Below are 13,940 nucleotides of genomic sequence, written 5' to 3'. Positions count from 1 at the left end.
ACTTCAGGCCCCCGGCTGCAACAGCAGCGCCACCAGGGCGGTCCAGCCGGTCTGGTGGCTGGCCCCCAGCCCGCGCCCGCTATCGCCATGAAAGTACTCATGGAACAGCACCAGGTCACGATCCCGGGCATCGGCCTGCAACTGCGGGTAGCCGCTCATCGACGGCCGCCGCCCATCCTCGTCCAGCAGGAACAAACGGGTCAGGCGCTGGCCCAGGCTATCGGCCACCTCTTGCAGTGACGCCAGGTAACCCGAGCCCTGGGGATATTCCACCGAGAAGTTGACGTCGTAGTAGCGATGGAATTCGCGCAGGGATTCGATCAGCAGGTAGTTGATCGGCATCCACAACGGCCCGCGCCAATTGGAGTTGCCGCCATACAGGCGTGAGCCGGACTCGGCCGGTTCGTAACGGGCGCACAACTGCTTGCCGTCGACCTGCAGGGCGAATGGCTGCTCGAAGACCCTGGACAGCGAACGAATCCCGAATGCCGAGAGGAACTCGTTCTCGTCGAGCATGCGCTTGAGCAAATCCTTGGTTCGTTCCCCGCGCAGCAAGGCCAGCAGCAGGCGGTTGCCCTTGCCCGGCTCGTACCAGCGCGACACCAGGTTGGCCAGGTCCGGCCGATGGTGCAAAAAGCCCAGCAGGCGCTGGGCCAGTCCCGGCAGGCATTCATGTTCGTGCTGTTCCAGCACCTGCACCGCGAACAACGGCAGCAGGCCGACGATGGAGCGCAGGCGCAGTGGCTCGCTGCGGCCGTCGGGACGTTGCAGCACGTCGTAGAAGAACTGGTCCTGTTCGTCCCACAGGCCCTCGGCACTGTCGTCCACCCGGTTGATGGCCCCGGCGATGTAGAGGAAATGCTCGAAGAACTTCACCGCGATATCCACGTATACCGGGTTGCGCCGGGCCAGTTCCAGGGCGATACGCATCAGGTCCAGGGCATAGGCTGCGACCCAGGCGGTGCCGTCGGCCTGGTCCAGGCTGTACCCCGGCGGCAAGGGCGCGGAACGATCGAACAGGGCGATGTTGTCCAGGCCGAGGAAGCCACCCTGGAACAGGTTGCGGCCCTCCGAGTCCTTGCGATTGACCCACCAGGAGAAGTTCAGCAGCAGCTTGTGCAGGACCCGTTCGAGGAAGTCCATGTCGCCCTCGCCCGTGAGGGCCTGCTCCTGCTGGTAGACCCGCCAGCAGGCCCAGGCATGCACCGGCGGGTTGGCGTCGTCGAAACGCCATTCGTAAGCCGGCAACTGCCCATTGGGGTGCATGAAGCGGTCCTTGACCAGCAACAGCAGTTGCTGCTTGGCGAACCCCGGGTCGATCAGGGCGAACGCCACCGCCTGCAAGCCCAGGTCCCAGGAGGCGTACCAGGGGTACTCCCAAGTGTCGGGCATGCTGACGATGTCGCAGTTGGACAGGTGTCGCCAATGGCTATTGCGCAAATGCTGGCGCGACTCGGGCGGCGCCGGTTGCCCGGGATCGCCGTCGAGCCACTGGTTGACATCGAAGTAGTACAGCTGCTTGGACCACAGCAGCCCGGCCAAAGCCTGGCGCTGCACATTACGCGCATCGGCGTCGCTGATGCCCTGCTGCAAGGCCCCGTAGAACTGGTCGGCCTCGGCGCGGCGCTGCTCGAACAGGCTGCGGGCGTTGACCGGCCCGCTGCCCGCCGGGGCGAAGCGCAGGTACAGGCTACGGCTCTCGCCGCCGGCCAGTTCCAGGGCGAAATGCGCGGCGGCCTTGGAGCCGGAGTCGAAGGTCACCGCCGTGGCTTGGCCGTGCACCAGGTAATCGTTGATCCCATCCTTGAACGGCCCCGGGCAGGCCATGCCCTCGAGCCGCTGGAAATTGCTCTGGTTGTGGCAGAACAACCACTGGCAGGGCTCGGCTCCCCAGGCGCTGACCTCACGCTCGGGCAGCTTGGGATGCCGGGCCAGCAGTCGCTCACCCTCCAGGCGCAGGCTCGGCCGGGGCTGACCACCACCCCAGCTCCAGGTGTTGCGCGCCCAAACCTGGGGCAAGACCCGCAGGCGCGCCGGCTGGTGGTAGCGGTTGTGCACCGTGACCCGCATCAACAGGTCGTCTACGGTGTGCTTGGCATACTCCACCGTCACGTCGAAGTAGCGGTCGTCCTCGAAGATCCCGGTGTCGAGGATTTCGTACTCGGCATCATCCAGGCCACGGCGGGCGTTTTCCGCCACCAGGTCGGCATAGGGAAAGGCCCCCTGGGGGTACTTGTAGAGCATGCGCATGTAGGCATGGCTGGGCACGCCGTCGAGGTAGAAGTACAGCTCCTTGACGTCCTCGCCATGATTGCCCTCGGCGTTGTCCAGGCCGAACAGGCGTTCCTTGAGAATCGCGTCGTGCTCGTTCCACAATGCCAGCCCCAGGCACCAGTGCTGGTCCTTGTCGGAGAACCCGGCCAGGCCATCCTCGCCCCAGCGATAGGCGCGGCTGCGGGCATGGTCATGGGGGAAGTACTTCCAGGCTTCGCCGTCGGCGCTGTAGTCCTCGCGCACCGTGCCCCATTGCCGTTCGCTCAGGTAAGGCCCCCACTGGCGCCAGTGTTCGGCGTCCGGTCCGTGCAGGCGCTGGCCTTCGGGGGTGTCGAGGATGCTGCTCGGGGATCTTGCCGGCATGGGGAATGTCCTGGGCCACGGGAGTCCGTGGCAGTGTAGAAGCAGGCGCAGGCCGAGCCGGTGACAAATACTTCATGCAGGCTCGCGGATCTTTTGGGTTAAATCGGCGTCGGCTGGTTCGTTATAATCGGCAACCTTGTGTATGGCAGTGCGTAACCCATGATGTTCAATCGCAAAACAATGCTCCCGGGGTTGCTGCTCGCGACCCTGTCCCTTGCGGCCCAGTCCGCGAGCCTCGACCTGCGCTACCCCGAGCCTGAACTGGCGGCGCCCAGCAGCACCAGGCCCCAGGCCACCGAGCCCGCCCCCCATAAGCTTCAACTGCAGTTCAAGCCCTCGGTGAGCTACGAATACAAGTGCAGCGGGCAATGCACCTATGAGACCCATATCGACCAATTGCACGATCGCGAAACCCGCCAAAGCACCACGATCGGCTTCAACTGATGCGGCTTGACCTCGGTCCCTGACGCCGCGGCGAGGCGGCCTGCGGGTACAGGCGCGCAAGGCCATGTCCCGAACGCTCGCCGAGCGTGCGGACCCGCATCGAGTGCACACAAAAACGCAACGCCACGCTGCGTCCTTTGTGATGGTTGGAGCCGGGAGGAGCGACTACAGTCGGTTCATCGGCAACCCACCTGACGCCCGACACAAGGATGCGTTCGATGACTGATCTGCACGAGCTCCAAGCCGCCCAACTGCTGGCGTTGTTCGCCAACCGCACGTTGTCTCCCCTGGACTACTACGACCATCTGCTGGCCCATATCGACGCCTGGGAGCCCCATATCCGTGCGCTCTACGCCTTCGACCCGGAGCAGGTGCGCCAGCAGGCCAGGGCTGCCACCGAGCGTTGGAACAAGGGCACCCCCTGCGGCCCGCTGGACGGGATACCGGTGACAATCAAGGAACTGATCGCCACCCGCGGCACGCCGATTCCCCTGGGTTGCGCTGCCACCGCCCTCACGCCGGCAACCCAGGATGCACCGCCAGCGGCACGCATGCGCGAGGCCGGGGCGATCATCCTGGCCAAGACCACGGTGCCGGATTTCGGCATGTTGTCCTCAGGGTTGTCGAGCTTCCACGGCCTCACCCGCAACCCCTGGAACCTGCAACGCAATACCGGTGGCTCCAGTTCCGGAGCCGGCGCTGCCGCAGCGGCCGGTTATGGTCCACTGCACATCGGCACCGACATCGGCGGCTCGATACGCCTGCCAGCGGCCTGGTGCGGCCTGGTGGGCTTCAAGCCGACCCTCGGGCGGGTTCCCATCGACCCTTACTACACCGGGCGCTGTGCCGGACCGATGACTCGTAGCGTCGAGGATACGATCCTGCTGATGCGCCACCTGGCACGGCCCGATGCCCGCGATGCCACCAGCCTGCCGCCGCTGACCAGCGACTGGAGCGAGCAACCGCTCTCGGTCAATGGCCTGAAGATCGGGCTGATGCTGCAACCCGGTGCCGGTCTGCAACCCGAGGGTTTTGTCTGCGAGGCCGTGGAACGTGCCGCACGCCTGTTCGAAAGCCACGGTGCCCGGGTACAAGCCCTGGCGCCGATCATGGACCGGCCCTTGCTGGATGGCCTGGACCGCTTCTGGCGCGCCCGACAGTGGGCCGAACTCTCGGCCCTGGGCAGCGAACAGTTCGCCAAGGTGCTGCCCTACATCCGCGAATGGGCCGCCCCTGGAGCCGACCTGTCCGCGGTCGAGGCCGTACAAGGCTTCAACCAGACGTTCGAGATGCGCCGTCGCGCAGCACAGGTATTCAGCGAGTTCGACCTGGTGCTGTCGCCCACCAACCAGGTCAACAGCTTTCCCGCCCACTGGCCATCGCCGAGCAACGATCCGCAACGGCCATTCGAACACATCGTCTTCACCCTGCCCTGGAACATGGGCGAACAACCGGCGCTGTCGATCAACTGTGGCTTGAGTGCCGATGGCTTGCCCATCGGCTTGCAGATGATCGCCCCGCGCTTTGCCGACCAATGGCTGCTGCAAGTGGCCAAGACCTACGAGAGCTGGCGTGGAGCGATCCACCGTTGGCCAAGCCCGCCGTCGCACTGACCAGCCAAGCCGTAACTGCCACCTTCACCCCAAGCCCCGGGCCTTGCCGCCCGGAGCCTGGGCAACCTATGAATAAAAATTCGAGGGGCCAGTATGCACAATCACCACCACACCCATTCCCTACCCCATGATGCGCCAGCGCCGAATGCACCGGGAGGCAAGCGCAGCGTGTTCGCGGTGATCCTCGGCAATGCCGTGGAATTCTTCGACTTCGGGGTCTACGCCACCTTCGCGGTGATGATCGGGCATACCTTCTTTCCCTCCGACAGCGCCTTCGTCAGCCTGCTGCTGTCGGTCACGGCCTTTGGCGTCGGTTTTATCGTGCGGCCCCTGGGGGCGGTGCTGATCGGTGCCTATGCCGACCGCGTCGGGCGCAAGCCCGCCATGCTGCTGACCCTGGTGATGATGGCCGTGGGCACCGGCAGCATCGCCATCCTGCCGGGCTACGAGAGTATCGGGATCGCCGCGCCGATCCTGCTGGTGCTCACCCGGTTGATCCAGGGCCTGGCCTGGGGTGGCGAGGCCGGCCCGGCCACCACCTACATTCTCGAAGCCGCACCGGCACACAAGCGTGGCACCTATGCCTGCTGGCAGGTGGTGGCCCAGGGTGTCGCCGCCATGGCCGCGGGCACCGTGGGCTATATCCTGACCCAGCTGCTGTCCGCCGAAGACCTCAACCGCTGGGGCTGGCGCGTGCCCTTCGTGTTCGGCCTGCTGGTGCTGCCCATCGGCATCTATATCCGGCGCAACCTGGCGGAGACCTTCCATGGCCAGGGCGAACAGGCCAGTACCGGCAGCCTGGTGCGCCAGGTCTTCGGTGCCCATCGCCGGGCACTGGTACTGGGCTTGCTGATTCTCTCCGGGAGCACCATCACCCAGTACTTCATCAACTACATGACCACCTTCGCCCTCACCGAGCTGAAGCTGCCCACCAGCATCTCGATGCTCTCCACCCTGGTGGCCGGAGCGGCGATGGCGGTGTGCGCCATCGCCGGTGGCATGCTCTGCGACCGCTACGGCCGGCGCACCATCCTCATGGCCCCCAGGGTAGTGCTGCTACTGGTGCTGTTCCCGGCCCTGCAACTGATGACCGAACACCCCAGCCCCACCACCTTTCTCACCGCCCTGGCCGTGCTATCGGGCCTGCATGGCATGAGTGGCGCGGCGTTGATCGTGCTCTTGGTGGAGAGTTTCCCCAAGGCCGTGCGCTCCACGGGTTTCTCCATCGTCTACGCCTTCGGCGTGGCGGCTTTCGGCGGCACGGCGCAGATCATCATCACCTGGCTGATCGGTACCACCGGCAACCCCATGTCCCCCGTGGGCTACCTGTTGCTGGCCAACCTGGTCTGCCTGGCCGCGGCCTGGTTCGCCAAGGAAACCCGCCCCGAAACTCCAGGGCGCGACAACCCGGAAGCAGGACTGGCACGAGCCCGCTAACCGACCGCTTTGCACTCGACGATCTTTTCGCTACCGTGCCGCCCTGGCGGTCACGGACGGCCCGACATCGCCTTCGTTTTCAGGGAAGCCACATGAAACCCTTCGCACTCTGCAGCCTGGCCCTGTTCGCCAGCGCGCCCTCCTGGGCCCAGGACAACCCACAGGCCCAAGCCCCGGGATTCCTCGAGGGCAGCCACCTGGATCTGAATCTGCGTCACTACTACTCCAACCAGCACACCCGGCGTGATACCTACCTTTGGATCAAGAAAGCCGAGGGTCTCGAACGCACCCGTACCCGACAGACCTGGGTCCAGACCGGCATGCTCAAGTACAGCTCGGGCTACACCCAAGGCCTGGTCGGCTTCGGTGTCGACGCCGGGCTGTTCAGCGCGGTCAACCTGGAACGCGGCCACGGCCGGGTGGCCAATGGCGGCGATCGGGTGCTGGTGGACAGTGCCGGTGATGCCCTGCCGACCTGGAGCCGCCTGGGGATCGGCGATGTGCGCCTGCGCCTGTCCAATACCGAACTCAAGGCCGGACGCCTGATGACCGACAACCCGGTGCTGCGCTACAAGGACAACCGTGCCCTGCCTTCGAGTTTCCAGGGCGTGGGCCTGTACAGCAATGAAACCGACTGGCTGGCGCTGCAAGCCGGCAGCTTCGACCGGGCGATCCCGCGGACCGGCACCGGCACCGAGCGCTTGACCACCACGTTCGGCAATCGAGCCTACAGTGGCGAGCGCATCAGCTACCTGGGGGCGACACTCAAGCCGGGGCTGGGCCTGGAAGGCAGTCTCTATGCCTCGCGCTTCGAGAATATGTGGGACCAGTACTACCTGGGGCTGACCCAGCGCGCTGGCGATAAGAGCCACCTGGCATTGAAGACCGCGTTCAACTACTACCACACCCGGGACCAGGGCCAGCAGCGCCTGGGTTACATCGCCAACGACGCCTTCAGCCTCGCACTGACCGCCAGCCACCAGGCCCACGGCCTGACCCTGGCCTGGCAACAGGTGTTCGGCGACGAGTACTTCGACTATGTGTGGGAATCCACGGGCAACTACATGGCCAACTCGTTGTACTCGGACTACAACGGCCCCAACGAGAAATCCTGGCAACTGCGCTACGACCTGGACCTGGCAGCCTTCGGCGTACCGGGCCTGAGCGCCAGCCTGTGGCATGCCAAGGGCTGGAACATCGACGGCACGCACTACCGTGGCGACCGCAACGCTCGCAACCGAGGCTACAACGTGCGTGGCCTGGACGGCGCCCAGCATGACGAAAACGGCCTGACGCTGGCCTATGTGGTGCAGTCCGGCAGGTTCAAGGACGCGGTACTGCGAACCATCGTCTACAACCATCGCGCCAGCGGTGGGCAGATCGACGGCAGCTACGACGAGCTGCGCCTGGTGGGCAACTTTCCGTTCAACCTGTTCTAGGGTCGCGACCGCCCCGCAAGGCAACGCGCAGCAGGTTGTCCGGTCAGTCGGCCAGGGCGTGATGCTGCATGGCCCGGGCGAGCATCGCCTGGCACTGGAGAGTGGCCACCGACAACGGGCGATTGCGATACACGCACAGATCGACACGGATGCGCTCCAGGTGCTCATCGTCGATCGGCACAGCCACCAGGCCATCCCCCAGGTCGCGAGCCTCGGCGTCCACCTGGGGCAGGATCAGCACCGCTGCACGCTGGCGCGCCAGGCTTTTTTGCACTTCCAGGGAGCTGGTGGTGAAAACCGGCAGGATGTTCAGCCCACGCTTCTTCGCCGCCCCTTCCAGTGCCTGGCGCACACCATAGGCCGAGCCGGGAATCGCCAGGGGCTGGTCTTCGAGATCCTCCAGGCGAATGCTTGGGCGCTGGGCGAAGGGGTGCTCGGCGCTGACCAGCACCCGGTGCCACAACTGGCACTGGGCGGTCACCTCCACCTCGGCACGTTCCTGTAGGTAAAAGGCCAGGCCCAGGTCGGCCTCGCCACTGCACAGGGCATCGAGGGTGGCACCGGCACTGGCGATCACGATATTGAAGGTCACCTTGGGGTGATTGCGATAGAACGCCGCCAGCACCGGAGCCAGCACACTGGAAACGATACTTTCCGACACATGGATACTGACGTTACCGGCGACCTGGCTTTGCCGACTGGCAATCACATCGCGGACCTGGTCGAAGCCGCGCAAGGTCGAGGCCACTTGCTCGGCCAGGCACTCGCCCTCCACCGTCAGGCGAATCCCCCGGGGGCCGCGCTCGATCAGGGCGCTGCCGAAGAAGTGTTCCAGCTGCTCGATCTGCCGGCTCACGGCCGTGGGAGTCACGTACAGGCGCTCCGCCGCCTGGCGCAAGGAAGCGCACCGGGCCACCTCGTGAAAGTAACGCAACGCGCGTAATTGCATGGCTGTCGATCCCTGTCGCTGAACGGATTGGGAAACAGGCAAATACTGCGCCAGCGCGGGTAGCCAAGGCATTGTTACCAGGGAGAGTCACGCCGCAAACATTGATCTACCGGCCTGCGCTGCCTACCCTGCTAGACAGCCCTGCCGCGCCCGAGGACCGACCATGACCCCCCTGCCCCGCACCGCCCTGCTTGCCACGCTGTTCGCCGTCCTGGCACAGCTTGGCGCTTGTAGCAGCATCACCCGCCAGCTCGATCCGGAGCCCACGGTCACCTCCGCCGGGATCCTGGCCTTTCGCGATATCTGCCTGAAATCCGCTCCGTCCTTCAACGGCGCCGCCACCGCTGCTCGCGAGCATGGTATCGGGGAGTTGAACGACGCGGGGTTCGCCAGGATGGGCATGAACCAGGACCAGACCCTTGGGGTCCAGGTGCGGGCCAACCAGGAATGCGCCGTCACCACCCCGAACCAGAACGACAGCTCCCTGACCCGGCAATTTCTCAGCGTTGCCGGCAAGTTCTCCAGCACGCCGGTGGAGCAGAGCCTGCCCGCCAAGCTCACTATCGACGGCAAGGTGTTCCTGTTGATGCACGATCGGCGTGGCGGCGAAGCCTATGTGATGCTCAAGGCGCCTTGAGCAAGCGGCCGCCGGGTCCTGGCGATAACCGAGGATCCGGCTCTTCCACGGCCAGCAAGCGCAGCAGGCTGGCGCCATCCATGGGCTTGTGGAACAGGTAGCCCTGGGCCGCGCCAACCCCCAGGCGCCGCAAGTGTGCCCGCTGCCTTGGGGTCTCGACCCCTTCGGCCACCAGCTCCAGCTCGAGGGATCGGGCCAAGCTGACCACAGCCTCGATGATCAGGCTTGCCTTGGGCCCATGGGCGTTGCCGATGAGCCCTGCATCGAGCTTGACCTGGCTGAAGGGAATGTCCGCCAGGCGGGTCAGCGAGGAATACCCGCAGCCAAAATCATCGAGGGACAGGCGTACCCCGCCTTTCACCAAGAGGCTGATGTTTTCGATAGCCGGCATATCCAGGACCAGGGCCACGCGCTCGGTGATCTCCAGGGTCACCTGGCTGGCCGGTACCGCGGCGGCCTCGATCCGTTGCAGAATCTGCCGGGCGAGTCCTGGCTCGCGTAACTGGCTGGCCTCGAGGTTGTAGGAAAACACCAGCCCAGCCCCATGGCCGACCGGCAACCGGCGTTGCAAGTCCAACCCCTGTTGCAACAGGCTGTGGAACAGCTGGCGCTGTTGTTCGGGTCGCTCGAACAGAGCGAGAAAAGCACCAGGCCCCAACACACCCCGACTCGGATGCAGCCAGCGCACCAGGGTCTCGGCCCCGGTGATGCGCCGGGTCTTGAGGCACACCTGCGGCTGGAAAAAAGCCACGATCTGCCGTTGTTCCAGGGCCAGCAACGCCTGCTCTTGCGTGAGCGGCGGGGGCGGCGCCGACTGCCCGTGGCCCTGGCCGGCCCTCCTGGACTTGAGGGCCAGGGCCTTGAGCAGCAGCTCGCCCAGCAGGGGGGCATCCAGCTCTTCGAAGCTGCCCAGGTCGTGCTTGCCCGAATACTCAAGGAAATTCGCCAGGCCCCAGCGGAACGGGGCCTTCAGGGTCGTACTCGCGATCATCGAGAAGAAGGGATAGTACTCGCAGAGCCGGCGCAGGTAATGGATCGCCGCAGGGGATGCCAGGGAGTCGCAGATCACCAGGTCCGGGGCCTGGGTGCAGGGGGGAAAGCAGGTCCAATCGTCGTCGCTACAGACCACCTGGAGCTGGACGAAGGCGGTGCTGTCCAGGATCCGGGTAAAGCGCCGGGCCCTGAAGGTGTTCGAACACAACAGCAATACGCTCAGGGTCTTCATGGACTGCGGCTCCGGGCAAAAACCCATGCTAGCCAAAGCGCCCTGGAGCTGAATTCAAGATACATCCTGAATAGAAGTAGGAAAAATCTCTGGCCTGGACTGCACAGGTAAGCCCCGTAGAGGGCGACGCTAGCTGCCAGGCCCCTGGCTCGCCAGAGCCCCGATCTCGCCACGCAACCATTGCAGCCCCGGCGCCTGTTGCTGCTGGCGATGCCAGATCAGGCTGACCTGCACCGGCGCTGCCAGCAACGGCAAGCTGGCGATGCGGATCGGCAGCAACGCGGCGAAATGCTCCGCGAGGTGCCTCGGCACCGTGCCCAGAAGATCGGATTGCGCCACGATCAGCGGGATGCTCAGGTAGTTGGGTACGAACAGCTGCACCTGGCGCCTGACCCGCGCCGAACCCAGCACGATCTCCAGCGGCGACCCACGCCCGCCACGATCGGGAATCGCCACATGCTGGCAACCCTGGTAGGCCGCCAGGTCCAGCTCGGGAACGAAGGCCGGGTGTCCGGCGCGACCGATCACCACCAGTTGTTCCTCCAGCAATGGCTGGTAGCACAGGTCCGGATTGTCGAAATACAGGTAGTCCACCGCCAGGTCGAGCATGCCCGCACTGAGCCAGGCCGCCAGCGAGTCAGCGCTGTCGCTGCGCACCGCCAGCCGTACCTGCGGCGCCACCTCCTGCAAGCGCCGCGATAGCGCCGGTAACAGGCGGGCCTGGGCGTAGTCGTTCATCGACAGGGTGAACAACTGGTCGGCCGCCGCAGGATCGAACTCGCCAGCCGGGTCCAGGCCCTGTTGCAGCAAGTGCAGGGCCTGGCGCACCAACACATGCAGGCCCTGGGCCCGGGAAGTCGGTTGCATGCCCCGGGCCGTGCGGACGAACAACGGCTCGTCCAGGTGTCGGCGCAGGCGCGCCAGGGCATTGCTCACCGCCGGTTGGCTGAGATTGAGCCGCAAGGCGGCCCGGGACAGGTTCTGCTCCTGCATCAAGGCATCGAACACCCGCAGCAGGTTGAGGTCCAGGCGCTGGATATTCAGCTTCATGAATAATGCTCATTCCTACTATCCATTGGATGGATAATTCTCCGGGAGCTAGGCTGCGGTCAATAAAAACAACAACGGGAGCAGCGCCATGCGCGACACCACCCAGCACTTTCGCCAGCAATACCGGGCCGCGGTCAGCCCGCGCTACAACCCATGGCTGCACGGCGGCTTCGTCCTGGCCTACGGCCTGCTGTGCATCGGCCTGCTGTGGAGCACCCTGGACCGGGTACAGCCGCTGGAATGGCTGGCGATACCGCTGGCGCTGCTGTTCTTCAACCTGTGCATCTACGGGGTGCACCGCTGGCTGGGACACCACAAGCGGCGCCTGGGACGCCTGTTCTATGCCCGGCATACCGGCGATCACCACAGTTTCTTCACCCCGGGGCTGATGGCTTACGAAGGCTTGCGGGATTGGCGGGTGATCCTGTTCCCGGCCTGGCTGATCGTGCTCCACAGCCTGCTGTTCGCCCTGCCCCTGTGGGGGCTGCTGCGCCTGTGGAACGCCAATGTCGCGGCCTTGTTCGCCAGCTGCACGCTGATCGGCTACCTGGCCTACGAGATCTTCCATGCCTGCGAACACTTGCCGGCCGGCCATCCCCTGGCGCGCCTGCCCTGGATCCGCCAGATGCGGCGCCTGCACGAACTGCATCACCGCCGCGAGCTGATGCAGGAACGCAACTTCAATATCGTCCTGCCCTTGATGGACTGGCTGTTCGGCACCCTGTACTGGCAGCCGGAGCAAACCCCGGAGCAGTCCCACTGCGCGACCAGGCCCACGTCCCTGACCCGCATGCAGCATCAGGTCGACATCCCCCGCAGCAGCGCCAGCACCCTGGCCTACGCCGCCAGCCCACGGTGCTGGCCGCAATGGCATCCATCGTCGCTCAAGGTCGAAGGCGCCGATGGCCCCCTGGCCGGCGGCCAGGGCTTCGAGGAGGACATCCACGCCGGCGGGCGCAGCGGCCACCTGAGCTGGCGGGTCGAGGAGTACCTGCCGGGGCAGCGCTGGCGCGCCACGGCCCGGGGCGATCATGGTCTATGGTTGCAGGTCACCTACCAATGCCAGCCCCTGGCAGACGGACACACCCGTTTCGTGCGCACCCTGGAATATGGCTTCGACAACCTGCTGATGCGCTTGGGTAATCGACTGCTATTCAAACGACGGATAGAACGGGAGTCCGCGGCCTCGATGCAGGCATTGTGCAAGATGGCCCAACAAACCATCGCAGCGCAGCCCGCCGCGCCGGCTGCCAGCCCGTCCTGAACCGCACACCGACAGGAGTCACTGCATGAACCAAATCGCCCCTCGCCGCTTCGGCCTCGGCCGGATCATCCTGCTGCTGGTCATCGCCATCCTGGCCTTCCTGCTGCTGGCGCCGACCAAGGTCCAGCCGGTGGCCTGGCAGCCCTCGCCTGCGCCATCGATGAGCCAGGGCCCTTACGCCGAGAACCAGAAGCTCAAGGCCGTGCAGGCGGTCGGTGCCCGGGATATCGCCGGCCCCGAGGCGCTACTGCTGGAAAACGACCAGTTGCTCACCGGCCTGCATGATGGCCGGGTAATCCAGACCAGCCTCGACGGCACGGCCCTCAAGGTATTGGCCAATACCGGTGGCCGGCCCCTGGGCCTGGCCCGGCATCCGGACGGCCGCCTGATCATCGCCGACGCCATCAAGGGCCTGCTGGCCCTGGACGGGCAGGGCCAGATCCAGGTCTTGAGCGACACGGCCAATGGCCTGAAATTCGGCTTCACCGACGATGTTGCGGTGGATGCCGCCGGTCGCTACGCCTATTTCAGCGACGCCAGCAGCCGTTGGGGTTATGGCCAAGACGGCGAGGCGGTGATCGAACACGGTGGCGATGGCCGCCTGTTGCGCTACGACTTCCAGAGTGGCCGGACCGAGCTCCTGCTCGACGGCCTGGAGTTCGCCAATGGCATCGCCCTGGGCCCGGACGAGGCCTTCGTTCTGGTCAACGAGACCGGCGCCTATCGCATCAGCCGCTATTGGCTCAAGGGCGACAAGACCGGCCAGCACGACCTGTTCATCGATAACCTGCCGGGGCTGCCGGACAACCTCAGCTTCAATGGCCGTGATCGCTTCTGGGTGGCCCTGTATGCACCGCGCAATGCCCTGCTGGACGGCACCGCCGCCTACCCTTTCGTGCGCAAGATGCTGGTGCGGGCCATGCAGGTATTACCCAAGCCGGTGGAAAAGCGCGGCTTCGTGCTGGGCCTGGACACCCAGGGCCGGGTGATCGCCAACCTGCAGGATGGCAGCAGCGGCAACTATTCGCCGATTACCACGGTGCGCGAGTACGGCGATGCGTTGTACCTGGGCTCCCTGAGTGCCCGGCACATGGCGCGCTTGCCATTGCAGCAGGCGTTGGAGCACTGAGGCCTGGAGCCCCCCCGTGGGGTCGCGGCCGCAGGTTGTGCACGGCTAGCCGGACGCGCTGAAGGTCCTGCGGCCCCTGGTCCGGCCCCGCAGGCTCGGCGACGGCTACAGGCACG

General features: G+C 65.5%; 11 protein-coding genes. 7 read left to right on the top strand and 4 right to left on the bottom strand.

Going from position 1 to position 13,940, the window contains the following annotated elements:
* Positions 1–3: 3 nt before the first annotated feature.
* Entirely contained in the window at positions 4–2,637 is a 2,634-nt protein-coding gene (locus H7A76_RS24255) for an MGH1-like glycoside hydrolase domain-containing protein (RefSeq protein WP_185700835.1), read from the bottom strand.
* A 159-nt stretch (positions 2,638–2,796) separates the two neighbouring features.
* On the opposite strand from H7A76_RS24255, the gene H7A76_RS24250 reads away from it, so the two are divergent.
* The 4 genes from H7A76_RS24250 (at position 2,797) to H7A76_RS24235 (ending at position 7,570) form a co-directional block, all read left to right on the top strand.
* Positions 2,797–3,081, top strand: coding sequence for a hypothetical protein (locus H7A76_RS24250; protein ID WP_185700834.1), 285 nt, complete (start codon positions 2,797–2,799; stop codon positions 3,079–3,081).
* A 218-nt stretch (positions 3,082–3,299) separates the two neighbouring features.
* On the top strand, positions 3,300–4,694 hold the full coding sequence (locus H7A76_RS24245) for an amidase (protein WP_185700833.1): 1,395 nt from the start codon (positions 3,300–3,302) through the stop codon (positions 4,692–4,694).
* A gap of 93 nt (positions 4,695–4,787) precedes the next feature.
* The gene (locus H7A76_RS24240; RefSeq protein ID WP_221775363.1) at positions 4,788–6,131 is read left to right on the top strand and encodes a citrate-proton symporter; all 1,344 of its coding nucleotides are present in this window, start codon (positions 4,788–4,790) and stop codon (positions 6,129–6,131) included.
* Positions 6,132–6,223: 92 nt separating this feature from the next.
* Positions 6,224–7,570, top strand: coding sequence for an OprD family outer membrane porin (locus tag H7A76_RS24235; RefSeq protein ID WP_185700832.1), 1,347 nt, complete (start codon positions 6,224–6,226; stop codon positions 7,568–7,570).
* A gap of 43 nt (positions 7,571–7,613) precedes the next feature.
* On the opposite strand, the gene H7A76_RS24230 is transcribed toward H7A76_RS24235, so the two are convergent.
* Positions 7,614–8,519 (bottom strand): LysR family transcriptional regulator, encoded by a 906-nt coding sequence (locus H7A76_RS24230; RefSeq protein ID WP_185700831.1) that lies wholly within the window; start codon positions 8,517–8,519, stop codon positions 7,614–7,616.
* 163 nt (positions 8,520–8,682) lie between these two features.
* On the opposite strand from H7A76_RS24230, the gene H7A76_RS24225 reads away from it, so the two are divergent.
* The gene (locus H7A76_RS24225) at positions 8,683–9,156 is read left to right on the top strand and encodes a hypothetical protein (protein WP_185700830.1); all 474 of its coding nucleotides are present in this window, start codon (positions 8,683–8,685) and stop codon (positions 9,154–9,156) included.
* On the opposite strand, the gene H7A76_RS24220 is transcribed toward H7A76_RS24225, so the two are convergent.
* A complete protein-coding gene (locus tag H7A76_RS24220; RefSeq protein ID WP_185700829.1) occupies positions 9,143–10,381 on the bottom strand; it encodes an EAL domain-containing protein in 1,239 nt (412 codons plus the stop codon). The genes H7A76_RS24225 and H7A76_RS24220 overlap by 14 nt on opposite strands.
* A 129-nt stretch (positions 10,382–10,510) precedes the next feature.
* The gene (locus tag H7A76_RS24215; protein WP_185700828.1) at positions 10,511–11,431 is read right to left on the bottom strand and encodes a LysR family transcriptional regulator; all 921 of its coding nucleotides are present in this window, start codon (positions 11,429–11,431) and stop codon (positions 10,511–10,513) included.
* Between the two features lie 88 nt (positions 11,432–11,519).
* Here H7A76_RS24215 and H7A76_RS24210 point away from each other — a divergent pair, with 88 nt between their 5' ends.
* Positions 11,520–12,695: an SRPBCC family protein gene (locus H7A76_RS24210; protein ID WP_185700827.1), complete on the top strand. Its 1,176-nt coding sequence runs from the start codon at positions 11,520–11,522 to the stop codon at positions 12,693–12,695.
* Positions 12,696–12,720: 25 nt separating this feature from the next.
* Positions 12,721–13,824: an SMP-30/gluconolactonase/LRE family protein gene (locus H7A76_RS24205; RefSeq protein WP_185700826.1), complete on the top strand. Its 1,104-nt coding sequence runs from the start codon at positions 12,721–12,723 to the stop codon at positions 13,822–13,824.
* Positions 13,825–13,940 lie beyond the last annotated feature (116 nt).

Origin of the sequence: Pseudomonas sp. MSSRFD41, from assembly GCF_014230245.1 — a bacterium.
Classification (GTDB): domain Bacteria; phylum Pseudomonadota; class Gammaproteobacteria; order Pseudomonadales; family Pseudomonadaceae; genus Aquipseudomonas; species Aquipseudomonas piscis.
This window is presented reverse-complemented; position numbering and strand designations above follow the sequence as displayed.

What these genes read in the sequence shown, in the direction of transcription:
- H7A76_RS24230 (WP_185700831.1), bottom strand. Translation starts at nt 8,519, where the DNA reads ATGCAATTACGCGCGTTGCGTTACTTTCACGAGGTGGCCCGGTGCGCT.
- H7A76_RS24215 (WP_185700828.1), bottom strand. Translation starts at nt 11,431, where the DNA reads ATGAAGCTGAATATCCAGCGCCTGGACCTCAACCTGCTGCGGGTGTTC.
- H7A76_RS24240 (WP_221775363.1), top strand. Translation starts at nt 4,788, where the DNA reads ATGCACAATCACCACCACACCCATTCCCTACCCCATGATGCGCCAGCG.
- H7A76_RS24235 (WP_185700832.1), top strand. Translation starts at nt 6,224, where the DNA reads ATGAAACCCTTCGCACTCTGCAGCCTGGCCCTGTTCGCCAGCGCGCCC.
- H7A76_RS24245 (WP_185700833.1), top strand. Translation starts at nt 3,300, where the DNA reads ATGACTGATCTGCACGAGCTCCAAGCCGCCCAACTGCTGGCGTTGTTC.
- H7A76_RS24210 (WP_185700827.1), top strand. Translation starts at nt 11,520, where the DNA reads ATGCGCGACACCACCCAGCACTTTCGCCAGCAATACCGGGCCGCGGTC.
- H7A76_RS24225 (WP_185700830.1), top strand. Translation starts at nt 8,683, where the DNA reads ATGACCCCCCTGCCCCGCACCGCCCTGCTTGCCACGCTGTTCGCCGTC.
- H7A76_RS24205 (WP_185700826.1), top strand. Translation starts at nt 12,721, where the DNA reads ATGAACCAAATCGCCCCTCGCCGCTTCGGCCTCGGCCGGATCATCCTG.
- H7A76_RS24255 (WP_185700835.1), bottom strand. Translation starts at nt 2,637, where the DNA reads ATGCCGGCAAGATCCCCGAGCAGCATCCTCGACACCCCCGAAGGCCAG.
- H7A76_RS24250 (WP_185700834.1), top strand. Translation starts at nt 2,797, where the DNA reads ATGATGTTCAATCGCAAAACAATGCTCCCGGGGTTGCTGCTCGCGACC.
- H7A76_RS24220 (WP_185700829.1), bottom strand. Translation starts at nt 10,381, where the DNA reads ATGAAGACCCTGAGCGTATTGCTGTTGTGTTCGAACACCTTCAGGGCC.